Source organism: Luteolibacter sp. (assembly GCF_058122085.1).
The window spans coordinates 1-25,374 of record NZ_JBIKBQ010000057.1; the positions used below are offsets into that span (position 1 = coordinate 1).

The 25,374-nt window shown below is 62.1% G+C and carries 23 protein-coding genes; 13 read left to right on the top strand and 10 right to left on the bottom strand.

All coding sequences use genetic code 11. The features are described 5' to 3' along the window. From AC4DF4_RS10095 to AC4DF4_RS10110, 4 genes are all read left to right on the top strand, one after another. Positions 1–182 (top strand): thioredoxin family protein (locus AC4DF4_RS10095; protein WP_490048002.1); only part of this gene is annotated, 182 nt, incomplete at its 5' end. Continuing rightward, positions 179–577: a thioredoxin family protein gene (locus AC4DF4_RS10100; RefSeq protein ID WP_490048003.1), complete on the top strand. Its 399-nt coding sequence runs from the start codon at positions 179–181 to the stop codon at positions 575–577. The genes AC4DF4_RS10095 and AC4DF4_RS10100, both read left to right, overlap by 4 nt. 6 nt (positions 578–583) lie before the next feature. Continuing rightward, positions 584–1,285, top strand: a complete 702-nt coding sequence (locus tag AC4DF4_RS10105) for a cytochrome c biogenesis CcdA family protein (protein ID WP_490048004.1) — start codon at positions 584–586, stop codon at positions 1,283–1,285. Between the two features lie 11 nt (positions 1,286–1,296). Continuing rightward, entirely contained in the window at positions 1,297–2,346 is a 1,050-nt protein-coding gene (locus tag AC4DF4_RS10110) for a permease (RefSeq protein WP_490048005.1), read from the top strand. On the opposite strand, the gene arsJ is transcribed toward AC4DF4_RS10110, so the two are convergent. The 5 genes from arsJ to AC4DF4_RS10135 all read right to left on the bottom strand — a co-directional run bounded on the left by arsJ (position 2,322) and on the right by AC4DF4_RS10135 (position 6,550). Next, the gene (arsJ, locus tag AC4DF4_RS10115; RefSeq protein ID WP_490048006.1) at positions 2,322–3,572 is read right to left on the bottom strand and encodes an organoarsenical effux MFS transporter ArsJ; all 1,251 of its coding nucleotides are present in this window, start codon (positions 3,570–3,572) and stop codon (positions 2,322–2,324) included. The genes AC4DF4_RS10110 and arsJ overlap by 25 nt on opposite strands. Continuing rightward, positions 3,569–4,576: an ArsJ-associated glyceraldehyde-3-phosphate dehydrogenase gene (locus AC4DF4_RS10120; RefSeq protein WP_490048007.1), complete on the bottom strand. Its 1,008-nt coding sequence runs from the start codon at positions 4,574–4,576 to the stop codon at positions 3,569–3,571. Before AC4DF4_RS10120 ends, arsJ begins: the two co-directional genes overlap by 4 nt. A 67-nt stretch (positions 4,577–4,643) precedes the next feature. Beyond that, positions 4,644–5,702 (bottom strand): ACR3 family arsenite efflux transporter, encoded by a 1,059-nt coding sequence (gene arsB / locus AC4DF4_RS10125; RefSeq protein WP_490048008.1) that lies wholly within the window; start codon positions 5,700–5,702, stop codon positions 4,644–4,646. Positions 5,703–5,714: 12 nt separating this feature from the next. Next, positions 5,715–6,194, bottom strand: coding sequence for a DUF6428 family protein (locus AC4DF4_RS10130; protein ID WP_490048009.1), 480 nt, complete (start codon positions 6,192–6,194; stop codon positions 5,715–5,717). Next, positions 6,191–6,550: an ArsR/SmtB family transcription factor gene (locus AC4DF4_RS10135; RefSeq protein WP_490048010.1), complete on the bottom strand. Its 360-nt coding sequence runs from the start codon at positions 6,548–6,550 to the stop codon at positions 6,191–6,193. The genes AC4DF4_RS10130 and AC4DF4_RS10135 overlap by 4 nt, the downstream gene beginning before the upstream one ends. A gap of 266 nt (positions 6,551–6,816) precedes the next feature. Between AC4DF4_RS10135 and AC4DF4_RS10140 the strand changes: the two genes are divergently transcribed. Together AC4DF4_RS10140 and AC4DF4_RS10145 are read left to right on the top strand one after the other, a co-directional pair. After that, positions 6,817–9,912, top strand: a complete 3,096-nt coding sequence (locus AC4DF4_RS10140; RefSeq protein ID WP_490048011.1) for a DUF1553 domain-containing protein — start codon at positions 6,817–6,819, stop codon at positions 9,910–9,912. Positions 9,913–9,915: 3 nt separating this feature from the next. After that, positions 9,916–11,346, top strand: coding sequence for a DUF1501 domain-containing protein (locus AC4DF4_RS10145; protein ID WP_490048012.1), 1,431 nt, complete (start codon positions 9,916–9,918; stop codon positions 11,344–11,346). A 68-nt stretch (positions 11,347–11,414) separates the two neighbouring features. On the opposite strand, the gene proS is transcribed toward AC4DF4_RS10145, so the two are convergent. Continuing rightward, positions 11,415–12,950, bottom strand: coding sequence for a proline--tRNA ligase (proS, locus tag AC4DF4_RS10150; protein ID WP_490048013.1), 1,536 nt, complete (start codon positions 12,948–12,950; stop codon positions 11,415–11,417). 170 nt (positions 12,951–13,120) lie between these two features. Here proS and AC4DF4_RS10155 point away from each other — a divergent pair, with 170 nt between their 5' ends. The 3 genes from AC4DF4_RS10155 (at position 13,121) to AC4DF4_RS10165 (ending at position 14,978) form a co-directional block, all read left to right on the top strand. Further along, positions 13,121–13,720, top strand: coding sequence for a hypothetical protein (locus tag AC4DF4_RS10155; RefSeq protein ID WP_490048014.1), 600 nt, complete (start codon positions 13,121–13,123; stop codon positions 13,718–13,720). Positions 13,721–13,944: 224 nt separating this feature from the next. Next, the gene (trxA, locus tag AC4DF4_RS10160) at positions 13,945–14,265 is read left to right on the top strand and encodes a thioredoxin (RefSeq protein ID WP_488259361.1); all 321 of its coding nucleotides are present in this window, start codon (positions 13,945–13,947) and stop codon (positions 14,263–14,265) included. Between the two features lie 101 nt (positions 14,266–14,366). Next, entirely contained in the window at positions 14,367–14,978 is a 612-nt protein-coding gene (locus AC4DF4_RS10165) for a heme-binding protein (RefSeq protein ID WP_490048015.1), read from the top strand. Positions 14,979–15,044: 66 nt separating this feature from the next. Here AC4DF4_RS10165 and AC4DF4_RS10170 read toward each other — a convergent pair whose 3' ends face one another. After that, positions 15,045–16,301, bottom strand: coding sequence for a M48 family metallopeptidase (locus AC4DF4_RS10170; protein WP_490048016.1), 1,257 nt, complete (start codon positions 16,299–16,301; stop codon positions 15,045–15,047). 136 nt (positions 16,302–16,437) lie between these two features. Between AC4DF4_RS10170 and AC4DF4_RS10175 the strand changes: the two genes are divergently transcribed. After that, on the top strand, positions 16,438–18,534 hold the full coding sequence (locus AC4DF4_RS10175) for a penicillin-binding transpeptidase domain-containing protein (protein WP_490048017.1): 2,097 nt from the start codon (positions 16,438–16,440) through the stop codon (positions 18,532–18,534). 499 nt (positions 18,535–19,033) lie between these two features. Here the strand turns inward: AC4DF4_RS10175 and AC4DF4_RS10180 are convergent, their stop codons facing one another. Genes AC4DF4_RS10180 through AC4DF4_RS10190 form a run of 3 tightly spaced genes read right to left on the bottom strand, consistent with a single transcriptional unit; the run spans position 19,034 to position 21,292 of the window. Next, on the bottom strand, positions 19,034–19,450 hold the full coding sequence (locus AC4DF4_RS10180) for an ExbD/TolR family protein (protein ID WP_490048018.1): 417 nt from the start codon (positions 19,448–19,450) through the stop codon (positions 19,034–19,036). A 6-nt stretch (positions 19,451–19,456) separates the two neighbouring features. Then, entirely contained in the window at positions 19,457–20,131 is a 675-nt protein-coding gene (locus AC4DF4_RS10185; protein ID WP_490048019.1) for a MotA/TolQ/ExbB proton channel family protein, read from the bottom strand. Positions 20,132–20,140: 9 nt separating this feature from the next. Continuing rightward, on the bottom strand, positions 20,141–21,292 hold the full coding sequence (locus AC4DF4_RS10190) for a hypothetical protein (RefSeq protein ID WP_490048020.1): 1,152 nt from the start codon (positions 21,290–21,292) through the stop codon (positions 20,141–20,143). A 253-nt stretch (positions 21,293–21,545) separates the two neighbouring features. On the opposite strand from AC4DF4_RS10190, the gene ilvB reads away from it, so the two are divergent. The 3 genes from ilvB to AC4DF4_RS10205 all read left to right on the top strand — a co-directional run bounded on the left by ilvB (position 21,546) and on the right by AC4DF4_RS10205 (position 25,109). Next, entirely contained in the window at positions 21,546–23,273 is a 1,728-nt protein-coding gene (gene ilvB / locus AC4DF4_RS10195; protein WP_490048021.1) for a biosynthetic-type acetolactate synthase large subunit, read from the top strand. Positions 23,274–23,322: 49 nt separating this feature from the next. Continuing rightward, entirely contained in the window at positions 23,323–23,868 is a 546-nt protein-coding gene (gene ilvN / locus AC4DF4_RS10200) for an acetolactate synthase small subunit (RefSeq protein ID WP_490048022.1), read from the top strand. A gap of 869 nt (positions 23,869–24,737) precedes the next feature. Then, on the top strand, positions 24,738–25,109 hold the full coding sequence (locus AC4DF4_RS10205) for a tetratricopeptide repeat protein (RefSeq protein WP_490048023.1): 372 nt from the start codon (positions 24,738–24,740) through the stop codon (positions 25,107–25,109). Positions 25,110–25,374 lie beyond the last annotated feature (265 nt).

Sequence of the window (25,374 nt, forward strand, 5' to 3'; positions counted from 1 at the left end):
CCGTCGCTGAAGCCGCCGCCAAATCAACCGGCGAGCCCTACACGCTCGAAAAAATCACTGACATCCGCCAGATCATGAGCTTCGGCGTGATGACCACTCCGGCGTTGGTGATCGACGGAAAAGTGATGGCTGCAGGCAAAGTGCCGTCCATCGATGAAGTCAAACAGATGCTGGTTCCATGAAAACGCCTGCCAAAGTGATGATCGTGCTCGGTGTGATCGCAGCCGCCGCCAGCATCATCGTTCTCAAACCGGCCCCCGTCGCCTCCGCCGAAGCCACCGTCGTGACGGACGCAAAGCTCCCGCGACTTCTCGACCTCGGCGCGGACAAGTGTGTGCCTTGCAAAATGATGGCACCCATTCTAGCAGATCTAAAAAATCAATACGCGGGCCGGATGACGGTCGAGTTCATCGACATCTGGAAGAACCCCGCCGCCGGGGAAAAATACGCCGTCGAAATGATCCCCACCCAGATCTTCTTCGATGCGGAGGGCCGGGAGCTCTTCCGCCACACCGGCTTCCTCGCCACGGAAGACATCCTCGCCAAGTGGAAGGAACTGGGCGTGCCCTTCCCCTAACGAATCATGATCGAGGAACTCTTCACCCACCTGAGCCATGCGGTCGAGGGCGCGCCGCAGGTCGCGCTGGCAGCCGCCGTGGTGTGGGGCGTGTTGAGCATCGTTCTCAGTCCATGTCATCTCGCAAGCATCCCGCTGATCGTCGGTTTCATCAGCGAACAGGGACTGGTGACCACCCGCCGCGCTTTCTGGACGTCCACGCTGTTTGCGGTCGGCATCCTGGTCACCATCGCCGCGATCGGGGCGCTCACCGCCGCGGCCGGAAGGATGTTAGGCGATGTGGGGCGCTATGGGAATTACTTCGTGGCGGTGATCTTTTTCGTGGTCGGCCTGCATTTGCTAGGTGTCATTCCGCTGCCGTTTTCCGGGCCGGGCGCGGTCGGAATCAAGCGCAAGGGAATGCTTGCCGCGTTGGCTCTGGGGCTCGTGTTCGGCGTGGCACTGGGTCCGTGCACCTTCGCCTACATGGCTCCGATGCTCGCCGTGACCTTCAAGCTTGCAGAGACCGCGCCCGTGCATGGTGCCGGGTTGCTGCTCGCCTATGGCCTGGGCCACTGTGCGGTGATCGTGCTGGCAGGCACCTTCACCGAGGTCGTCCAGCGGTTCCTCAACTGGAATGAAAACTCGAATGCCGTCAGCCGGATCAAGGGCGTCTGCGGCGTGCTGGTCGTGCTCGGCGGCTTCCGGATGATTTATACCGCGCCCTAACTTAATTTCCCATGTCCGCTACCTCAAAGACCGACACCCCGCCAGCGGGCCGTTTGCGCATCCTGATTTTGCTGGCCGTGGGGTTACTGGCTTGGTGGTTGGCTTACCGGTATCTCTCCGCATTCTCCGCCTGGTTCACTTATCAGGTCCTGTCGCTCGAAAAAGGTTCACACCTCGCGGCCGCGCTGGAGTTCTTCATTTTTGAAACCCCCAAGGTGCTGATGCTGCTGACGCTGGTGGTGTTCGCCGTCGGCATCATCCGCACGTTTTTCACGCCGGAACGCACGCGGCGGATTCTGGCGGGAAAGAGCGAGTTCGTCGGCAACATCCTAGCCGCCCTGCTAGGAATCGTCACCCCGTTCTGTTCTTGCTCGGCGGTCCCGCTGTTCATCGGCTTCGTCACCACGGGCGTGCCGCTGGGCGTGACGTTTTCCTTCCTGATCTCCGCGCCGATGGTGAACGAGGTGGCCTTGGTTTTGTTGTTGGGCTTGTTCGGCTGGAAAGTCGCAGGGCTGTATCTCGCCACCGGGCTGATGGTGGCGATGGTCGCCGGCTGGATCATGGGACGTTTGAAAATGGAAAGGCATGTCGAGGAATGGGTCTTCCAAATCCCCGGCGGCGTGGATGCGACCACTGATGAATTGGATTGGCAGGGCCGCATCCGCGCCGGGTGGGATGCAGTCAAGGACATTGTCGGCCGGGTGTGGATTTACGTGCTGCTAGGCATCGCCGTCGGCGCTGGGATTCACGGCTACGTTCCCGAAAATTTCATGGCCTCGCTGATGGGCAGGGACGCGTGGTGGGCGGTGCCGCTGGCGGTGTTGCTCGGCGTGCCGATGTATTCGAACGCCGCCGGAATCATCCCGGTCGTGCAGGCGCTGCTCGGCAAGGGCGCGGCGCTCGGCACGGTGCTGGCGTTCATGATGTCGGTCATCGCCCTTTCCCTGCCCGAAGCCATCATTCTGAGAAAAGTCCTCAAGCCGCGGCTTATCGCCACCTTTTTCGGCGTGGTGGCGACCGGCATCCTGCTCGTCGGCTATTTGTTCAACGCGATCCTGTGATGCGAGGCAATCGGCAAACGGCGGGGCAGCGCGAATGAGATGGCGAAGGTGGCGGCGAGAAACAGAGATGAGGCAAGCAGGCAGCCGATGATGCCGCCGTCCATCCCCCAGCGGACGCCCGTTTGATAGAGAAGGCCGGAAAGCAGGGTTCCTGCGAGCCGACCGCAGGCGTTCGCCATGTAATAGATGCCCACGTTCATCGCCACCTTGTCGTGGTCTGCGTAGTCGAGGATGAGAAAGGAATGGACGGCGGAATTGAGCGCGAAGACCACTCCGAAAAGCACCAACCCGGCGACGACCACGACGGCTGGATCGAGATGCAAGGCAAGCCCCGCCGCGATTCCCAGGGGAATCAGGGCCAGCACGAAGGCGAGCCAGGTAGCGGCTTTGCCACCGGGATCCTTGCCGAGGAGAATGACTGGAGCGGAGGCTTGGACGATGCCGTAGCCGATGACCCACGCCGCCATGAAACCACCCGCCTGCCAGAATTTCCAACCGAGCACGGAGGAGAGGAACACCGGCAGCGCGATCACGAACCAGACGTCCCGCGCGCCGAACAGAAACAAGCGCGCGACGGACAGAACATTCACCGCGCGATTCGGAGAGATCCATTGGCGGAAATCTGCCTTCCGTTTCACATCTCCCAGACCGCCGCGCGTCAGGGTCACCGCCAGGATGAGCGCGAGGGCCACCACGGCCATGAGCACCATGACCGCCGGTTGGAAACCGACAAGCGAGAGAAGCAGGCTGCCGGCGAAGAAGCCGAAGCCTTTGAGCGCATTCTTACTTCCCGTTAGCAAGGCGACCCAGCGGTAGAGACGGCCTTCCGCTTCACCGGCCACGAGCTTCACGGCGCTTTTGCTGCTCATTTTCGTGAGATCCTTGGCGATGCCGGAGAGCGCTTGCGAGGCCATCACCCAGACGACGGTTAAGCCGCCGACCGGCATGAACGCCAACATGCCGAGTGCCAGAAGCTGGGTCCCGAGCCCCATGAAAAGCGTGCTCTTGAGGCCGAACCGCGAGGCGAGCATGCCGCCGGTGAGGTTGGTGACAATTCCGAAAAACTCGTAGAGCAGAAACAACGAGGCGACCTGCAGCGCGCCGTAACCAAGCTGGTAGAAATAGAACAGCACGAGCATCCGGATGGCTCCGTCCGCCAGCGTGTCCGCCCAATAAGCGAGCGTGACGATGGCGTAGTTCCGGACGGCTGGACTGGTAGTGCTCATAACGAGGCGGCGACTTTTTGGGCCAGCTCGGCATAGCGGCTGGCGTAGCCCCACTCGTTGTCATACCAGGCGAGGATCTTCACCTGGGTGCCGTTGGTGACCATGGTGGAGGGCGCGTCGATGATGGATGAGCGCGGGTCGTCTTTATAATCCACGGATACAAGCGGGCGGGTCTCGTAGCCGAGGATGCCCTTGAGCGGTCCTTCCGCAGCAGCTTGCAGCAGGCCGTTAATTTCAGCCACGCTGGTTTCCCGCGAGACTTCGAAGACGCAGTCGGTGAGTGAGGCGTTCAGCAGCGGCACCCGCACGGCCACGCCGTCGAGCTTGCCTAGCAGCTCAGGAAAAATCATGCCGATGGCGGTGGCTGAGCCGGTCGATGTCGGGATGAGCGACTGGCTGGAGGCCCGCGCGCGGCGCAGGTCCTTGTGCGGCGTGTCGAGGATGGACTGGGTGTTGGTCATGTCATGGATCGTGGTGATCATGCCATGCTTGATGCCGATGCCTTCGTGAATGACCTTCACCACCGGGGCGAGGCAGTTCGTGGTGCAGGAGGCGGCGGTGAGCAGGTGGTGTGTGTCAGGCAGATAGAGATGATCGTTCACGCCCATAACGATGTTCAGCGCGCCGGATTTCACCGGTGCGGCGACGATGACTTTTTTCACGCCGGCCTTGAAATAGGCGTCGAGCTGCTCCGGCGTGCGGAATTTCCCGCTGGCTTCTAGCACGATATCCACCCCGAGGTCCCCCCATGGGACAGTCCAGAAATCCTTCTCACTGGTGTGACCGAGTGTTTTGCCATCGATGAAAACCTTGTCCGCCTCGCCGCGGATTTCGCGGTTCCATCGTCCGTGGACCGAGTCGAACTCGATGAGATGCGCCGAGACGATTCCATCGCCGCCGGTTTCGTTGAGGTGGACGAATTCGATCTCCGGGAAGTCCCAGCCCGCGCGAAGTGCGAGCCGTCCCATGCGTCCGAAGCCGTTGATGCCGATGCGTTTTTTCATGATTGATTTTGAGGTTAGGAAAGCCGGATGGAGGTTTCAGCGCGTGATTTGAACGGTGACGAAATTGTCACAATGCGCTGCCGGTGAAAAATCTGCGGCGCAACCAGAAGGAGACATGGACGAGGCCGATCAGCGCGGGCACTTCGATCAGCGGGCCGACGACCGCCGCGAAGGCGACACCGGATTCCAGGCCGAACACGGCGATGGCCACGGCGATGGCGAGCTCGAAATTGTTTCCCGCCGAGGTGAAGGCGACGCTGGCCGAGCGCGGATAGTCGGTGCCTAACTTGGCGGCCATCGCGAAGCTCACGAGGAACATGATCGTGAAATAAATCACCAGCGGAATGGCGATCCGCACCACGTCGAGCGGCAGTCGGACGATGGCGTCGCCCTTGTAGGTGAACATGACGACGATGGTCAAAAGCAGCGCGACGAGGGTGAGCGGCGAGATTTTCGGGATGAAGATGCTTTCATACCAAACCTCGCCCTTGAGCTTCACCAGCAGCACGCGGCTGGCGACTCCCGCCGCGAAAGGGATGCCCAGATAGATGAGGACGCTGTGGAAGATTTCCGCCATCGAGACATCCACCGCCACGCTTTTAAGCCCGACGTAGGGCGGCAGCACGGTGATGAAGAGCCAGGCGTAGGCGCTGTAGAAAAGAATCTGCGCGATGCTGTTGAGCGCGACCAGGCCGGCGGCGTATTCGCTGCTGCCCTTCGCTAGATCGTTCCAAACGAGCACCATCGCGATGCAGCGGGCAAGCCCTACCAGAATCAGTCCGACCATGTATTCCGGCTGGTCGCGCAGCAGCAGGATCGCCAGCACCCACATCAGCACCGGGCCGATGACCCAGTTCTGGAAGAGGGAAAGCCCGAGAATGCGCTTGTTGGCGAAGACCTTGGGCAGCTCGGCGTAGCGGACTTTCGCCAGCGGCGGATACATCATGATGATCAGCCCGACGGCCAGCGGCAGGTTGGTCGTGCCGACGGTCATCGGCGCGAAAAAGGCGGCGGGATCGTGGATGACGAAATTCCCCAACAGAACTCCCAGCCCCATGGCGGCGAAGATCCAGACCGTAAGATAGCGGTGCGTGAATGACATGTTTTTGGCGACGGCGTCGGACATGGCGGTGGAATGTTAGCAGCAGCCGGCCGGTCCGCAGCAGGAGGATTTCCCGCCGATGGCGGGCAGGCGGTCCAGCGCGGGCAGTCCGCAAAGCTCGGGCGCGAGGCACTCGGTGTGTTTGTGGGCGAGCAGGAGGACGACGGCGTCATCGGTGAGTTCGTGGCCGGCGAGGGTGTATTGGGAAATCACGCGGTTCTCGCATTCGATTTCCACGGGGATGGAATCGTCGGGAAGCAACGATGTCGCCTTGTCGAGGATGGAGGCCATCTTGCCGGTCTCGATGCGGTGATCGTAGTCCTCGCCGACCCAGATCTGGAGCTGGCAAGTGGTGGTTTCCCGCAGCGTGCCGCCGCAGTCGAGGAAGGTTTTGTGGAGGCGACCGACTTCGGTGACGTGGAAGGAGACGGGCACCGCGCCGCCGTCGGGCAGACGGATGCGGAAGAAGCGGTGGGAGTGCTCGGTGAGCAGGGATTTGAGTTCGGAGAGGTTCATGATTTGAGGGATTTGGGGCCGGGGCAGCAGCTGGTCTCGCGAATGGCGAGGCGAGCGAGGGCGCGGGTGGCGTCGGATCTCAGAACGGCGTCTTCGGACTCAAAGAATTTTTCCAAAGTGCCGACGAGCTCGCGATATTTCGGCTCGATGCGGAAATACGTCCATTTCTCACATTTCTCGCTTTCGAGCATCCCGGCCTTGCGGATAACCTGCACGTGGCTGGAAACCGAGGATTGCGGCATCTCCAGAATGTCCGCGAGCTCGCAGACGCAGAGCGCTTCCGCCAGCACAAGCCGCACGATCCGCCAGCGCGTGGGGTCCGCGAGCACGCGGGAAAATGTTACGATGCCATTCATCACGGGAAATATCGTGACGACAAGATTCGTTGCGTCAACGGTAAAATCAGGGCATGATGATTGCGCGGACGAGTTCGGTCCATCCGGTTTGAATTCTGGTCAGCTTTAGACCCGCAAAATCGATCCGCACAGCGTCGTTCAGGGTAAGATTGTGAAAACCTAGGCCGTATCGAACGCGAAGAGTAGTTGGCAACGCCTCCATATGCCACACAATCGCCAGGTGGAGGTCATGGAAGAAGTAAAGCGAACCTGAGAATCAGCAAATCATGCCCAAAGATTTCGATCAAATCACCATGCGGGGACCGACCTCTTTGGCATTCATCATTGCGGTGCTTTTTCCAGCCTTCGCCTGCGCGGAAAAAATCGATTTCAACTCGCAGATCCAGCCGATCTTTTCGGAGAATTGCTACACCTGCCACGGTCCGGACGCCTCGAAGGTCGAGTCCGGCCTGCGCCTGGACCGCAGGGAGGACGCCCTGAAGGGCGGCGAGAGCGGCAAGGCCATCGTCCCGGGCGACCCCGGAAAATCCCTGATCATGGAGCGCATCACCCATCCGGATCCCGACGACGTCATGCCGCCGCCGGAGAAGAAGGACCGGCTCAAGCCCGGGCAGATCGCCCTCATCCGCCAGTGGATTTCCGAGGGCGCGGAGTGGGGCACCCACTGGGCCTTTGTCGCTCCCCTGCGCCCGCCCGTTCCCGTGGTGAAAAACCCTTCCTGGGTCAAAAATCCGATCGACCGTTTCGTCCTCGCCAAACTTGAAGAGCAAGGGCTGGCCCCTTCCGCCGAAGCCTCGCCCGCCACTCTCCTGCGGCGGCTCGCGCTCGACCTCACCGGTCTGCCGCCATCCCTTTCCGAACTCTCCGCGCCCTTCGATTTCCAAAAGGAAGCCGAGCATCTCATCTCAAACCCCCGCTTCGGCGAACGATGGGGCCGCGAATGGCTGGACGCCGCGCGCTACTCGGACTCCGCCGGATACGAGAAAGATCTCCCGCGAATGAATCACTTCTACCGCGACTGGGTCGTCAACTCGCTCAATGCAAACCTGCCCTACGACCAGTTTGTCATCAAACAGATCGCCGGCGACCTCCTGCCCGGCGCGACCCAGGACGACAAGATCGCCACCGGCTTCCTGCGCAACTCCATGACCAACGAAGAGGGCGGCGCGAAGCCCGAGCAGTTCCGCATCGAGGGCGTCTTCGACCGCATTGACGCGATCGGCAAATCCATGCTCGGCCTGACCGTCCAGTGCGCCCAGTGCCACACCCACAAGTACGACCCGCTCACCCATGACGAATACTACGGCATGTTCGCCTTCCTCAATGGGATCAGCGAAGCATCCATCCCTGCCTTTACCCCGGACGAGCGGAAACTCACCGCCTCCATCGACGGGCGGATCATGGCCACCGAGGAAAAGATCCGGACCGCCCACCCCGGCTGGGAGGCGGATTTCACCCATTGGCAGCAGGACCTCCTCGCCCTCCCGCGCACCGAGTGGCAGGCCATCGAGCTCTATCAGCTCGGCGATTCCGGCCAGAAATACCTGCCGCAGCCCGACAGGTCGCTGATCAACATGGGCTATGCCAACACCAGGAGTGATGAATCCTTCACCGGGACAGCCACCCTGCCGGAAATCCGCTCCGCCCGTCTCGAAGTGCTGAACGATCCCTATCTGCCGCTATCAGGTCCCGGCCGCTCCACCCGCGGCACCGGCGCGCTCACCGAGTTCAAGCTGACGGCCGACACAGGCACTAACAAACCCGCTGCGCTGCCTTTCATCCACGCCGTCGCCAGCGTCAACCCGCCGGTTGTGAAGCTCGCTCCCGCCCGTTTCCCCAAGGACGGCAACCGTCCCGCCGACGACCGCACGACCGGCCCCGCCGCCTTCGCCCTCGATGGCGACGCGAAAACCGCCTGGACAAACGAGACCGATCCCTCCCACAACAACGACCCAGCCGTTCTCACCTTCGAGCTTGCCGAGCCCTTCAAGACCGATGGCAAGGCCGATCTCACCTACACCCTTTCCCAGCAGCACGGCGGTTACAACTCGGACGACAACCAAACTTACAACCTCGGCCGCATCCGCCTCTCCGTCGCCGCCACTCTGCCCAACGCCCTCGATCAACTTCCGCCGCTCATCCAAGAGGCGTTAGAGACCGCTCCGGAAAAACGGACCTCCGGGCAGCAGCGCCGCCTCTTCGCCCACTGGCGCGAAAACCCCCCCGCCTTCGCCGCTCAGACCGCCGAAATCCGCAAGCTTTCCTCCCAGCTCCCGGTCCCCACCTGGGCGCTCGTCGCCGCCGAATCCGCGACCCCGCGTGTAACCCACCTTTTCGCCCGCGGCGAGCAGACCCAGCCAAAACAAGTCATCACCCCGCACGTCCCGGCATTCCTCCATCCGCTCCCGCCGGGCGATCCGAGCTCGCGCCTGACTTTCGCGAAATGGCTGGTCGATCCGAAATCACCCACCGCCGCACGCGACTACGTGAACCGTCTCTGGCAGGCTTATTTCGGCATCGGCCTTGTCGAAACCTCCGAGGACTTCGGTCACCAGGCCGCCCGCCCCTCGCACCCGCAACTCCTCGATTGGCTCGCCTGTGAGTTCATGGAAAGCGGTTGGGATGTGAAACACATGCACCGTCTCATCGTCGAAAGCGCCACCTACCGCCAGGACTCCGCCGCCAATGAAGCCCGACGTGAAAACGATCCCAAAAACCGCCTGCTCGCCCGTGGCGCGCGCCTCCGCGTCCCTGCGGAAACCGTCCGTGACATCCAGCTCGCCACCAGCGGCCTGCTCGACCAGACGCTCGGTGGCCGCAGTGTATTCCCGCCCGCTCCCGCCTATCTTTTCCAAAAACCCGTCTCCTACGGACCGAAAGACTGGATCGTCGAAACCGATTCCAACCGCTACCGCCGCGCCCTCTACACCTTCCGTTTCCGCTCCGTCCCCTACCCCATGCTCGTCGCCTTCGACGCACCCACCGGCGCCACCTCCTGCGTCCGCCGCAGCGCTTCCACCACTCCACTGCAAGCGCTCGTCACGCTCAACGAGCAGGTCTCCGTCGAGGCCGCGCTCGGCCTCGCCCACCGCATCCTAACGGATCAGGGCGCGCTGGAGCAAAGGATCGCCCGCGCCTTCCAGCGCTGCACCTCCCGCCTGCCGGATGCGGAGGAAATTTCCACCCTCGTCTCTGTTTACCAGACCGGCCTCACCACCACCCCTGCCGAGGCGAAGCTGCTTTTGGAAAACCACCGACCCGCCACCCTCGATCTATCCGCCCACCCGCTGCCCGAGCTGGCCGCCGCCGCCGGAGTCGCCCGCGTGTTGCTCAACCTCGATGAAACCATCACCAAGAACTAACTCATGTTCCCGCACTCCACACTCGCCGACACCCAGCGCTCGTTCTCCCGCCGCTGGTTCATGAAGGATTGCGGCCTCGGCCTCGGCTCCATCGCGCTCGCCTCCATGTTAGGAAAAGGCAGCGCCTCCGCCGCAGCCTCCATCATCGATCCCCACGCCCCGAAATCCCCGCAATTTCCCGCCAAGGCCAAGAACGTCATCTTCCTCTTCATGGGCGGCGCGCCCAGCCACCTCGATCTCTTCGACCCCAAGCCGGAGCTCGTCCGCATGGACGGGAAAAGCCCGCCCGCCGAGCTGCTCAAAGGCTATCAGTCCGCCTTCATCCGCCCGGAGAACAAGCTGCTCGGCACCAAGTTCAAGTTCCAGCGCTACGGGAAATGCGGCATGGAAATGGCGGAGATCCTCCCGCACCTCGGCTCGTGTGCGGATGACATCGCCCTCATCCGCTCGATGCACACGGACGCCTTCAACCACGCCCCCGCGCAGATCCTCATGTCCACCGGCTCCCAGCAGTTCGGGCGGCCCTCGCTCGGCTCCTGGGTCAGCTACGGCCTCGGCTCGCAAAACGGCAACCTGCCCGGCTTTGTCGTCATGTCCTCCGGCCAGAAAGGCCCCTCAGGCGGCAACAACAACTGGTCCTCCGGCTTCCTCCCCACCGTCCACGACGGCGTCTCCTTCAACTCTGTCGGCGATCCCGTCCTCTACCTCTCCAACCCCAAAGGCATCACCCGCGAGACCCAGCGCCGCACCATCGACGCCGTGAATTTCCTCAACCACAAGCGCTTCGAGTCCATCGGCGATCCCGAGATCAACTCGCGCGTCGCCGCCTTCGAGATGGCCTTCCGCATGCAGGACGTCGCCCCCGAAGTCACCGACATTTCGCGCGAACCCGAGGACATCCGGAAAATGTACGGCGCCGAGCCCGGCAAGGCCTCGTTCGCCAACAACTGCCTGTTAGCCCGTCGCCTCGTCGAGCGCGGCGTCCGCTTCGTCGAGCTCTTCCACGAGTCATGGGACCAGCACGGAAACCTCTCCAAGGACCTCCAGAAAAACTGCAAGGACGTGGACCAGGCCTGCGCCGCCCTCTTGAAAGATCTCAAGCAGCGCGGCCTGCTGGATGAAACCCTCGTCATCTGGGGCGGCGAGTTCGGCCGCACCCCCATGGTCCAGGGCGGCAACGACGGCCGCGACCACCACCCCAACGCCTTCACCATGTGGATGGCCGGCGGCGGCGTCAAAGCCGGCATCCAACACGGCAAAACCGACGAACTCGGCTTCAACGCCGTCGAGGACAAGGTCCACGTCCACGACCTCCACGCCACCATCCTCCACCTGCTAGGCTTCGACCACACCAAGCTCACCTACCGCGCCCAAGGCCGCGACTTCCGTCTCACCGACGTGCATGGCAATGTTGTCGAAAAAATCCTGGCCTGAACCAAGCATCGGAAACGCGGCTGCGGCATCTCGCCGCATCGAATGGCGGAACCTCCCGTCTCCGGGGATCAATAGCTCCGGCCCCAGATCGCGAAGGTGGTCGTTTCCTCGCCGGTGAGGATGCACTTGCCGCTGGTGGCGTGGAGGGTTGCCGGGAGGTTGGCTTCGGCGATGGGCAGGCAGCGGATGGTGATTTTGTGCTGCTTGGAAAGTTCTTCCTCCTGCTCGCGGGTGCCGGCCCACGGGGTGTAGAGCCAGCCCGGATTTTCCGTGGTCCAGTGGCCGTGGAACACGTCGAGGCGGGTGCAGAAGGTGATGTTGCCGTTGCGGAAGGCGGTGGCGCGGGCGAGCAGGGACTGGTGGATTTCGCCGAGAATCTCGGGGGCGCGCTGGATGAAGGATTCCTTGTCGGCGAATTCCTTTTCGGAAATCGGCTGGTCGCGGCGCTGCACGCAAATCTTGCGGGTCTCGATGTCGCGCGGCCCGATCTCGATGCGGATCGGCACGCCTTTCTTGATCCATTCCCACTTTTTCACGCCGCCGCTGAGGTCGCGGGTATCGACGTGGACGCGGAGCGTGTCGCCGTGGAAGGTCTGATGGCGGAGGGTTTCGGCGAGCGCCTGGCAGGAGGCGAGCACGGCTTCGCGGGTGTCTTCCTTGGGCGTGATCGGGAGAATGACGATCTGCTGGGTGGCGACGCGCGGCGGCAGGACCAAGCCGTCGTCATCCGAGTGAGCCATGATCAGCGTGCCGATGAGGCGGGTGGAAACGCCCCACGAGGTGGTGTGCGCGTGCTGGACGGTGCCGTCGCGACCGGTGAAGGAGATGTTCTGCGCCTTCGAGAAATTCTGGCCGAGGTAGTGGGAGGTGCCGGCTTGGATGGCTTTGCAATCCTGGACCATCGCCTCGACGGTGAAGGTCATTTCCGCGCCGGGAAATCGCTCGTTCTCGGTTTTTTCGCCGGGGATGACGGGGATGGCGAGGTGATCGCGGAGGAATTCCTCGTATTGGCCATGGATCATTTTCGTTTCGACGATCGCTTCCTCCTTGGTCTCGTGGGCGGTGTGGCCTTCCTGCCAGAGGAACTCGGCGGTGCGGAGGAAAAGCCGCGGGCGCATTTCCCAGCGCATCACGTTGGCCCACTGGTTGATGAGCAGCGGCAGGTCGCGGTAGGATTCGATCCAGCGGGCGAAGGCCGCGCCGATGATGGTCTCCGAGGTCGGCCGGATGACGTAAGGCTCGGCGAGTTCGCCGGAGGGGATCATCTTGGTCTTGCCGGTGAGCGGGTCTTTCACGACTTCGAGGCGGTGGTGGGTGACCACCGCGCACTCGGTGGCGAAGCCTTCGGCGTGTTCCGCTTCTTTTTCCAAATAGGAGAGCGGGATGAGCAGCGGGAAATAGGCGTTCTGGTGGCCGGTGGCCTTGAAGCGGCGGTCGAGCTGCTGCTGGATGAGTTCCCAGATGCCGTAGCCCCACGGCTTGATCACCATGCAGCCGCGGGTTTCCGAGTTTTCCGCGAGGTCGGCGGCTTTGATGACTTGCTGGTACCACTCGGGGAAATCCTCGGAGCGGGTCGGGGTGATGGCGGTCTTTTCTGAGGACATGGTGGCTGCACCCATTGGAATCACGCCGCGCCGGAAAGAGCATCAAAAATTTCTCCCGGACCGCGACTTTGGGCGGCGGGAAATTTTCCGGAAAATCGTGAGTTGGGGGTTTGACAGGGCGGGGGCAAGTTGTCTTAGTCACTCCCAAGGAACCAAAAACCCTGGAGCGCATGAGCGAAAACGAAAACCAACCACCAGCTCCGTCCAAGCAGACGTCGAGCGTGCCCCTCAAAAAGGAAACCGTCCGCATCACCTTGAAGGCGGCTGACGCGCCTCCTGCCATCCCTTCGGCCACCGTGCCGATGGCACCGCCGGTGAGACCGCCGATACCGGGTGGTCCTCCGACGGCAACCGGCGGCCCGCCGCGGCCAACCGCTCCGGCACCGACGATTCCGCTCCGTACGGCCGGTGCCCCCACGATGGCACCCGCACCGACGATCCGTTTGGCGACTTCCGCCGCGCCGACCGGAGCCGTCCGGCCTCCCGGCGCCGGCGGTCTGCCTAGCATGGCTCTTCCGAAAGCGACGGTTCAGCTTCAGGCACCGACCCAACCGCTGGGCACGACCTTTCCGCCTTCCCGGGCACCCACGCTTGCGACCGAGGAGGAAGAGGAAGAGGAGGCCGGACAAGGCCTTGCGAACATTCTTTCCGGCGTCGGGCTCGCCGCCGCGCTCGTCGTCCTGGCGTTCCAGGTGATTACCGCCGACACTTGGGTCAACGCGGAAGACAACGAGAAGAAGGGTGACTGGACCCAGCTCTCTCCGCTCTGAGCGGGGCCGATTTCCAAATCATTCAATCCTCTAAACCCCATTCCTCATGGCCCTGCCCATCATCAATATCCTCCTCGCCGGACTTGTTATTTTCTTCTCCCTCTGAGGAGCGAAATTTGCAACTGACTGAAACCAACCGGTTTCAAGCGCCCTTCACCCAGAGCCGCCTTGCCATCCGCAGGGCGGCTCTTGACGTATCGGGATTCTGGATGCAAGTTCCGCGCATGGCTCTGAACCTTACCGACGCGAATTTCCAATCCGAAGTAATCGACTCCAACCTGCCCGTCCTCGTGGACTTCTGGGCGGAATGGTGCGGCCCCTGCAAAATGATCGGCCCCGTGATCGACCAGGTCGCCACCGACTTGGAAGGCGTGGCCAAGGTCGGCAAGGTCAACGTGGACGAAGCCCGCGAGCTCGCCGTGAAGTACAACGTGCGCTCGATCCCGCTGCTGCTGTTCTTCAAGAACGGCGAGGTGAAGGACCAGATCGTCGGCGCGAGCGTGACCAAGGACCAGCTCAAGGCGAAGCTCCAGGCGCTGGCGTAAACCGATCCGCCGAAATTTCCATCAACCGCCCCGGAGAGATCCGTGGCGGTTTTTTTACAGAAAGACGTTGCGGCGATCCGTCTCCGGCGGAGCTTGCGATGATGAAACAATTTCTCCTGCAAATCCCGCTGCTCGCCCTGGCCGTCCTTCCCGGGACCGCGCAACCCGCCTCGAAACATTTCGCAAAGCCCGCCGGCCCCGCGTCCGAACCGGTCTATCTGAGCGAGTCCGCGTTGCCGGAAGGCTGGCCGGCTCCGGGGCCGTTCAATCAGGTCACGCGGAAGGAATACCCGGCCTATCGCGCGGCGTTCACTCCCGGCTCCAGTCCTAACGGCGGCTTCTGGACGCTTTTCAAACACATCAAACGCAACGGCATTCCCATGACCTCGCCCGTGGAAATGACCATGAGGGACGAGCCCGGCAGCGGAATGAAAATGGAGCAGATGGGATTTCTCTATCAATCACCCGAAGTCGGCAAACCCGGCGCGGACGGCCAGGCGGTCAACGTCCGTGACGTCCCGGCCTTGAGCGTGCTCGGCTACACCTGGCAAGGCCCGCGCGGCGACGCGGAAGTCGCTAAGGCGCGCGCGGCGATCGACGCGGTGCTCGCGGAGAAGAAGCTCAAGCCGGCGGGCTACCGCTTGTTCGGCTACAACAGCCCGTCCGTGCCGCGGAAAAAGCAGACTTACGAGCTGCAGGCCGTCCTGAAGTAGCGCGGAAGAAACGCCGCCTCGCTGCAAATCACCGTGGCGGCGGATGAATCCCATGTCATTCCCGGGTCACGGCTGCGCCCGCAGCGCTTCGAGCCGCCGTGCTAACGGCGGATGCGAATAATCCAGCCAGACGCGCAGCGCGGCGGGGGACGGGTGGGAAAGGTGGTCGCTGGTCATTTTCTTCAACGCCTCGCCGAGCGCCGCGCCGTTGCCGGTGACTTTGGCGGCGTAGGCGTCCGCCTCGAACTCGTGGCGGCGCGACCAGGCGTTGGCGAGCACCCCGAGGGCCTTGCTCACCGGCTCCAGCAGGATGCTGAAAAGCACCAGCCCGACGTGCGGCGAGATCTGTTTCACCCCGAACGCGTCGAACAGCAGCCGGGCGAACCTGCCGTCCGGATCGGTGGCGAGGCCGAGCAGATAGAAAATCACCGCCGTCTGGAGGATGCCCACGGCGAGCCGCTGCTTGATGTGGCCGCAGCGGAAATGGCCGATCTCATGGGCGAGCACGCCTAGCAGTTCCGGCGTGCTGCTCTTCTCGACGAGCGTGTCGAAGAGCGCGATTTTCTTGCGCTTGCCGAGGCCGGTGAAGAACGCGTTGGCCTTGGTCGAGCGCTTCGAGCCGTCCATCACGAAGACACCGGTGAGCGGGAATCCGCATTTCACGCCGAGCGCTTCGATCTCATGCTTGAGCTCGCCCTCGGGCATCGGCGTGAACTTGTTGAACAGCGGCATGATCAGCGACGGCGCGAGGTAGGTGAGGACCAGTTGGAAGCCCGTCACCACCGCCCAGGCCCACAGCCAGGCGTTATCGACATTTTCGATGTTCCCCTTACTACCGAAGATCCACAAAACCGCGGCCGCCAGCGGCAGGCCGATGATCGCGCCGAGCAACAAGCCCTTGAGCCGGTCCATGATGAAGGTGGCGGGCGTCGAGCGGTTGAAGCCGAATTTCTGCTCGATCACGAAAGTGTCATACACCGAAAACGGCAGCGAAATCACGCTCTGCCCGAGCATCAGCAGCGACAGGAAAACCAGTCCCGCCACCACCGGCGACGTCGCCAGCGACCGCGCCAGTCCGTCCAGCCAGCCGAAGCCGCCCATCGTCCAGAACACCAGCAGAACGACCAGCGAGACCGTGGATTGGAGGATTCCGAAACGGGCGTTGACCCGCAGATAGTCGCGCGCCTTGTCGAGCTTTTCGTCATCCATCAGGCCTTCAAGCACCTTCGGCACCGCTGCGGGAAAGGCTTTCAAATTCAGCAAGGTCGCGGCAAATTCCAGTTTCCAAAGCAAGAAAAGCCCCACCAAGATGATCACCGTCATGAAATTCCAATCGCTCATTGCAGCCATCATGCACGCCGTCCGGCTGCCGACAAGAGCGGCGCTCCTCGGGTGCCTGCCCGGCTTGGGATTGAGCGTTGCCTTGAACGGTATCCGCGCCTAGCCTCCGCAAATCCCCATGGTGAGCACCTCGTTCCTCTTTCGACTTTCCCTGGTCCTGTGTCTCGCGGCAGTGCCGGTTCGCGCCCAGAATCTGGCCGCGCCGCAAACACCGGCCCCGGCCGAGGAACCCGTCGCCCGCGGCGCGGCGGACGGCGCCATCAGCACCCGCAAGGACGCCCGCGCCATCACCCTCAAAATCCCCGCGCCGCGCGGCCAGATCGTGGACCGGAACGGTGCGCCGATCGCGCAGAACCAGGTCGCCTATCAAGTCGCTCTGCAGTTCCGGCAGTTTGAAAACGCCGACCGCGATTTCGTCATCAACTGGGCCCGCGCCCGGCTCGACTCGCTCCGGCTCCTCGTCAAAAACCAGGTGCCGAAGTCCGACGACGAAATCTTCGACCATTACCGCCACCGCCGCTGGCTGCCCTTGTTGGTGACCGGCCAGATCGGCGAGAAAGAGGCCCGCGAGATCGAGACGAAACTGACGTCCGGGCTGGTCCTGCATCCGCTCTACCGGCGCTTCTATCCGGAGGGCGGGCTCGCGTCGCACATCATCGGTTATTCCGGCAGCGTCGGGAAACTGCCGACCGGCCCGATCAATTTCAACGAGCCGTTGTGGGAGGAATCCGAAGGCCGCGCGGGCTTGGAAAAACTTTTCAACACCCAGCTCACAGGCGAGCCCGGCATGAAGCGGCTGCTCTTCGACGAGAGCGGCAACAAGCTGCTCGAAGAGCAGGTCAAGCGCCCGCGGCCCGGCGGAACCCTCGTCACCACCCTCAATCTCAAGTGGCAGAAGCTCGCCGAGGCAACCCTGCTCAAAGGCTGCCGCCGCGGCGCCTTCGTCGTGCTCGACGCGGTCACCGGCGAGGTGCTGGTGATGGCTTCGCGGCCGTCGTTCGACCTGAACAGTTTCATCCCCGGCATCAACGAGACGGATTTCAAAGCCCTCGAAGCCGACCCGTCGCAGCCGCTTTTCGGCCGGGCGTTCCAGTCCGCCTATCCGCCGGCCTCTTCCTTCAAGCCCATCGTCGCGCTCGCCGCGCTCAACAACGGCACGGTGACGGAAACCTCCGAAATTTACTGCCCGGCCGCCCTCAACATCGGCAACGCGACGTTCAACAACTGGAATAAAAACCCCGAGGGCTCGATCAACGTGAAGCGCGCGCTCGCCCGCTCGTGCAACACCTGGTTCTATCAAGTCGGCATCGATGTCGGGCCGGCCGCCTTCCTCGGTCTTTCCCGCCGCCTCGGTTTCGGCGAGCGCAGCGGGCTGCCGCTCATCGGCGAAAGCCCCGGCCTGGTGCCGAGCGACGAGTGGATGCTCAAACATGAAAAGCGCCGGATTCTCAACGGTGACACGGCGAATCTATCCATCGGCCAGGGGAGTTTGCTCGCCTCGCCGCTGCAAGTTGCGCAGGCGATGGCGGGCATCGCCAACGGCGGGGCCCTGCCGAAGCTCCACCTGATCCGCCAGACGCAGGACACCCGCGGCCGCGTCGTCCAGGCGGCGGTTCCGGAGCGGAAGACCTGGCTCGGGGTCGATCAGAAAGCCGTGGAAATCGTCCGCCAGGGCATGGCCGATGTCGTCAACGGCGATGGCGGCACCGGTCACGGCGCGGCCCTCAGCTACACCACTCTTTGCGGGAAAACCGGAACCGCCCAATGGGGGCCGCCCGTCAAGCAACAGCGTCTCGCCTGGTTCGCCGGATTCCTGCCACAGGACAATCCGCGCTACTCGTTCGCCGTGCTCTACGAAGGCCGCCCCGGTGAAACCGTCTCCGGCGGGCGGATGGCGGCACCGATGGTCCGCAAGTTTTTCGAAGGCATCGAGGAAGACATCAAGGACGACATCGCGCCGCCGAAGAAGGCCCTGATCGTGATGCCGGAAGGAGTGCCGGTCCCTGCGGGCGAGGCGCTGCCGAATGATCCCGACAATGCCACGCCGCCCGCCGCGCTCCCGGTCGAAGGTCCGTTGAGAGCGCTCCCCGTCGAGCCGCTCGACGCGGGCGGGGAAGAGGCTGTTGATGGGCTAACGGAAGAGCGCCCGCGCCCCATCCGCGCGCTCCCGGTCCGCGATGACGAGGTGATCGAGGAAGGCGTCGAAGAGCCCTGAGGAAAGTCAGGGCGGTGGCCCGGAAATCCGCCATGGTTCATGGAAATTGGCGATTTGAGAAAAAGCGAAACATTCGGCCCTGTTTTGGCAGTTTCAGCCTGCCATGGAAGCACTGATGACCAAACCCGCCCACCGCAAGGGCAACGTCCAGCTCATCCACGCCGTGGGCTGCCACGAGAAGATGCGGAAATCCCTCGGCTCCAAGCGCAAGCAGCTCGCCGCATTTGCTCGATACCATCCACGCGGCGCAGTTGCGGCAGGACTGGATGCGAGGGGTCCTCATCGAACAAGGGGAGGCCCCTCTCGAATTCATCGGTACCCGCTCGGTGCGGGATTCGGTCCGCGAAGTCGCCTTGCAGATCCGCATCACTCCGGGACTTGAGGCACCCTGGAGCCGTCCAACTTGGTCTGCAACAATGCCCTCAAATGAAAATGCCGTGGGCATGAATCGCTGGTCGCCAGAGTCGGTTCACAAGGACCCCGACGCGCGGGCCGGCTGCTATTTCGAAACCTTGATGCGGGCCGGGACTTCCTTGATCGGGATGCCGGCCTTGGTGAGGGCGTCCCAGACTTTGAGCAGGCGTTCGAGGGGGATGTTCTTGTCCGCTTCGAGTTCGAGTTTGCGGCCGGGATTCTGCTTCTGATAGGCGGCGAGATAGGATTCCAACAGGCCCTCCGGAACGGCGAGGGAATCCAGGGTGACGTTTCCAACGGCGTCCAGGGCGATGGTCGAGCGGGTGTCGGCGACGGTGTCGGAAGGGATCTCCCGGACGGTCGGCAGCTCGATCCTGAGCACGTCCCGCGGCTTCTTGAAGGCGGTGGAGACGATGAAAAAGATCAGCAGGACGAAGAGGATGTCGATCATCGGGATGACCGCCACTTGGCTGCGGGTGGTTTTGGGGCGGTGAAAACGCATGGTGGGTCAGGCGTTCGGGCCGGGCTTTTCGCAAGCGGACGCGAGATCCGCCAGCAGGGATTCCAGACGGGCCGTTAGCATTTCAATGCGGCGGCTGAAGTAGCCGTGGGCGATCACGCAGGGCACGGCGATGGCCAGTCCGACAATGGTGGTGGTGAGCGCCTCGGAGATGCCGCGGGCGATGGCGAGGTGGTCCGAGTTGTCTCCCAGGCCCTGGAAAATCCGGACCAGTCCGGAGGCGGTGCCGAGAAGTCCTAGCAGCGGCGCGATGGTGATGATGGTGTCCAGCACGGCGATGCCGGCGTGGAGGTGGAAGGTTTCCTCGCGGGCCGCGGATTCCACGGCGTGGGTGATTTCGGCGCGCGGCTTGCCGCGGTGTTTGACGACGATCGCGGAGAGCCGGGCGAGGGTGCTGGCGCCTTTTGCAAACTCCTTGAGAATGGGCTCCACCTTGTCCGTCACGATGCGTTGCGGGAACTGGGCCACTTCCCGCGCAAGTGTGCTCGGGATTACGCGGCGGTTGGATAGAGAGAGGAGTTTATACAGGATGGCCATCATGCCCGCGACCGAGGTGATGCCGAGCGGGATCATGAAAACCCCGCCTTTCTGGAGAAATTCCCAAACGATGTTGATGCCGGTGAGGTTGGCTGCGGCGAGGGTGAGGCTGGAGGATTCGAGCATGGCGGTGAGTTAGAAGTAGAAGTTGAAAATGAGTTCGAGAGGTTCCTTGGCGAAGTCTTTTCGGACCGCGGCGGGCATCGCGGGGATGTCGGCGTCGCGGATGGAATTGAGGGTGAAGCCTTTCTGGACCTCACCGGTTTCCATGTCGCCGACGAACTGGACGGAGCGCACCCGGCCGTTGGTTTCGACGAAGAAGCGGACGGTGAGGAATCCCGGGGTGATGAAGTCGCGGTGCCTGACGCAGTTGCGCTGCCATTCCTGTTCGACGGCGCGGCTGATGAGCGCCTGATAGCGGCCGAGCGGCGAATCCGCCACATCGAGGGCGCTGCGGCCGGTGCGGGAAATCGAGCCGACGATGGCGGTCTTGCGTTGGTAGCCGCGGAATCCGGGATCTTTGGCGGTGGCGGTCGGAGCGGGTTTCGGCACGTCGTCGGCTTTGGGTTCGGGTTTGCCATCCTTGGGCTGTCTCGGCGGAGTGGGCTTGATCGCGTCGCTTTCAGCGGTGTCCTGCGGGACCGCGACATCGACCGGATTCGGACCTTCTATCAAATGCTCGCGGGGCGGAGGGGTTGATTTGGAATCGTCCTGTCCGGGCGTGTCCGTTTGTTCGCCGGGGGGCGAAATTTCCGCGACCGCGGGATCGGCGGTGTTGGTGGCGGCGGCGGGGGATGGCGGCGTCGGTGGCAGTGGTTTTGAAACTGGATCGCTGGCGAGGCTGCCGTCTTGGTAACGGCTCTCCGTGGTCTCGAAATCCTCGCGGTCCTTGGGCGCGATTCCCGCCTGCGAAGGCAGCGGCGGCGCGGTGGCGTCGGGACTCCGGTCACTCGTCGCCTGGGTGTTCCGCTCGCCAATGAATGCGGGTTTCTCGGGAGCCGGCGCGAGCTGGTCATCGGAGGTTCTGGCGAACGACGGCTTGGCGGGTGCCGTCGGAACGAGCGACTCGGAATCCGCGGCGGCCAAGACCATTTCCGGGAAAATCGTCACCGTCGTCTCGCTCGCCACGGCGGGCGGCAGGGGGCGCGTTTTTTGAAACACCTGCGATTTCAGGGAAACGAACCCGACGGCCAGCAGAATCCCCGCGTTGACCAGCAACGACAAGCCGAACGCGACCGCCCACAGGCGGGTGTCCCCTCGGTATGCGGTTGAAGCGAGTGATTTCATTGGCGACGTCGCAAACCTTGTCGGGAAACACGGTGGACGCAATCCGGGAAATTCACACCATGGACGCTTTAATTCGATCCGGGGTGGCGGCTTTTTGAAAATGGCGGACGCGTTTTTCCGCTGTTTCGGCATAAAGAGGTGATTTTCGAGGCGGATTCGGGCGTCAATTCTGCGAACTTGTCGTGATTCCGGCAATTTCTGGTTGATCTCGGAAGGTGGATATCGCAAGTTTCGGCCGCCAACCCCAATTTTCATGAGCAAAAATCAAATGGACGGCGCACAAGCGCTTATCAAGACCCTCGACGACCTCGGGATCGAATACATTTTCGGATATTCCGGCGGAGCGGCCATCCCGATTTTCGACGCGCTCGAGACGGTCAAAACCAAGATGAAATTCATCCTCGTCCGCCACGAGCAGGGAGCGGTGCACATGGCCGACGGCTACGCCCGCGCCACCGGTCGGCCGGCCGCCGTGCTGGTGACTTCCGGCCCCGGTGCGGGAAACACCGTCACCGGCTTGATGACCGCGATGATGGATTCCGTCCCGATGCTGGTGATTTGCGGCCAGACGGTGACCTGGATGCTCGGCAAGGACGCGTTCCAGGAGGCCGATATTTTCGGTATCACCATCCCGGTGGTGAAGCACAACTACCTCTGCAAGGACACCAACTCCCTGCCTCGGATCGCCCGCGAGGCCTATCACATCGCCACCACCGGCCGCCCTGGTCCGGTGCTCATCGACGTGCCGAAGGACATTTCCCAAGGCCCGTTCTCCGGCGACATGAACCCGACCTTCGACCTCCCGGGCTACGATCCCACCAAGGCGTTCAAGATTTGCCCGCAAGCCATCAAGCAAGCGACCGACCTGATCGCCAAGGCCAAGCGCCCGGTGATTCTCGCAGGCCAGGGCTGCATGATCGCCCGCGCGGACAAGGAACTCATGCACCTGGCGGAAACGCTGAATTGCCCCGTCACCTCGACGCTGCTAGGCAAGGGTGTCTTCCCGGAAGACCATCCGCTCTCGCTCGGCATGCTCGGCATGCACGGCACCGCCTACGCGAACAAGGCGATGGTCGAGTGCGACCTGCTGATCAACGTCGGCTCGCGCTTCGACGACCGGATCATCGGCCAGCCTTCGAAATTCTGCGCCACCGCGAACATCATCCACATCGACATCGACCCTGCGGAAATGGGCAAGATGGTCCGTGCGCACGTGGAAATCGTCGGCGACGCCAAGGCCGCGCTCACTGAAATCAACGAGAAGATCGGCCCGCTCGAAACCACCGAGTGGATCGCCAAACTCGACGGCTACAAAAAGAAATTCCCGCTCTCCTACAAAAAACAAGGCGGGCTCCGCATGCAGCAGGTCATCGACGAGCTCTATCAACTCACCGAGGGCAAGGCCATCGTCTCCACCGACGTCGGCCAGCACCAGATGTGGGCGGCGCAGTTTTACAAGAATCACGAGTCCTACCACTGGCTCTCGTCCGGCGGTGCCGGCACCATGGGCTTCGGCTTCCCGGCGGCCATCGGCGCGCAACTCGCCTGCCCGGATAAAATGGTCATTTCCATCTCCGGTGACGGCGGATTCCAGATGACCCTGTTCGAACTCGCCACCGCCGCGATTCACAAGCTGCCGATCAAGATCGTCGTCCTGAACAACCACTATCTCGGCATGGTCCGCCAGTGGCAGGAGCTTTTCTATGATGACCGCACCTCCGGCGTGGACCTCATCGGCAACCCGGATTTCTGCAAGCTCGCCGCCGCCTACGGCATCCCGTCCGTGCACATCAAGCGCCCGGCGGATGTCACCAAGCAGTTGGAAAAAGCCCTCGCCTACAACGAGGGCCCCATCCTGATCCACGCCGAGTGCGTGAAAACCGACAACGTCTTCCCGATGATCCCCGCCGGCGCGGCCCTCGAGGACATGATCACCGAGGCCCCGAAAACCAAGATGGCCAAGCCCGTCGGTTCCACGTGAGCCGCGCGGCATACCAAATCTAAAATTTCTAATCTCAAATCTCCATCCCATGCCTCAATCCATCGTCACCACCGACACGCCCGTTGCCGCTCCGGCGGTTCCCCGCGGCCCGACGCACACCCTGTCCGTTCTCGTTAGCAACGAGCCCGGCGTCCTGATGCGGATCTGCCAGGTCTTCTCTCGCCGCGGATTCAACATCGACTCGCTCGTTGTTTCCGAGGGCCGCAACGTGAATTTCTCCCGCATGACCATCGGCATTTCCGGTGATCCGCAGGGGCTCTCGCAGATCATCATGCAGGTCGGCAAGCTCATCGACGTGATCCATTGCTCGGAGCATACCTTCGACGACTCGGTGACCAAGGAGATGATCCTCATCAAGATCCTCTGCTCGCCCACCGAGCGCTCGCAGGCCCTGCAAATCGCCGAGCATTTCTCCGGGAAAACCGTCGACCTGACCCCCACCTCGATGATCGTCATGCTCAACGGCGACAGCCTGAAAATCGACGCGGCGATCACCATGTTCTCGCAGTTCAACATCATCGAGACCGTCCGCACCGGCAAGGTCGTGATGGCTCGCGGCGAGCAGCCGACCTAACGGCGCTCATCGGCCGCAGTGGCTGAATCCCACTCCGGGCAGGAATACAAGACTATCGAAATACTTGCAAATACCAGCGACAGATCCGTAAGCGATCACGCGGAAAATCTTTCCTTCAAAACCCTCGGATTTTTTTATCTGCGGCATGGTCTTTGGCGTAAGTCATTCATCATTAAATAAACAGGGATTCATGGGCGCGCAAAGGGTCTGAATCCGATTCTTGGGTCTGACAAAAATTTCCACGCGCGGGAAAGTTGCCAATTATCGCGACAAATTTGCATTTATTGAATCGCTGCCGCACCAGCTTCGCAGCGCGGACCTCTGCAGAGGTGGCAGGAAGCTGAGGGAGGCGATGACGGCTCGACAGCCCTCGCCGGAGCCTGCGGGGCGGGCGGTGGATTGCCAGCTGGGAGGGTGATTTGTCATAAGAACTTAGCTCATTCGACGCCGCCGGGGGGGCGGTTGCTCTTCTCGCAGCCAAGGTGAAGTGGAAGCCATTCCCAGCCCCTCGAAAAATCCGGCAACGGGAGCCCGCTTTGTTTGTCTGCAATTCAAATCGAAGGGCGGGAACTGCTCTGGAGAGCGGAAGATCAGCGGCTAAAGCGTGGTTTCTGGTTCCGCTTGTCTGCCAGCATCCGCCATAAAAGATCGTAACTGACTTATATTGAGTATGTTTATTGAATTACTCATGGTTCTTGGAATGGATTGCCGCTCGGAAAAAATTCCCCTTAGGACGAATCGAGACTGGCCGTTGGCGCATGCAGTCGGCGGGCGTGAGATTCGCGAGCATCCACCTGCATGCAACTCGCACTTGAAACGACTTTTGGGGTTTTTTTCTCGGATCAATTTGCGCCTTGTATTCGTTTTGAATGAATTTCTTGCCGCGCACGTGGTCCCGTTTGCTGGCCGTCGCTTCCTTGGTGTGGCGGCCCTTGTCCTTACAGGCAGAAGACACAATTGAAGAATTCCGCGCGAAGGCCGAGCAGGGGGATGCTCAAGCTCAGTTCAATCTTGGTTTTTGCTACGATAATGGCATGGGCGTGGTGAAGGACGAGGCGGAGGCCGTGAAGTGGTATCGTAAGGCTGCCGAGCAGGGGGATGCGAAGGCTCAGGTCCATCTTGGTATTTGGTACGATGATGGCACGGGCGTGGTGAAGGACGAGACGAAGGCTGCGAAGTGGTATCGTAAGGCCCAGGGCTCGTCATGTCTAGCCTGTGGGACGGCAGTGAATTTTTGTTAATTTTTTTGTTAGTTTTCTTTGCTCGAAGTATCAAAATGATGCAGAACGGCCCGCAATCAGGTGACTCGCTTACCTCTGGCAGCCTATTGTCGCGTAAAAATTTATTTACCGGTTAGTGAGTTTTAAAATTGTACGATCTTGAGGATGTGTACAATTGGACAGGTGCCCGCCAAATCACACCGAATCAAGTTATCGAAATCCGAACGCCATGAACTCGAAGCCCTCCGCGATCAAAAGAGCGGCAAGGCCTCCGGCATCATGCGTG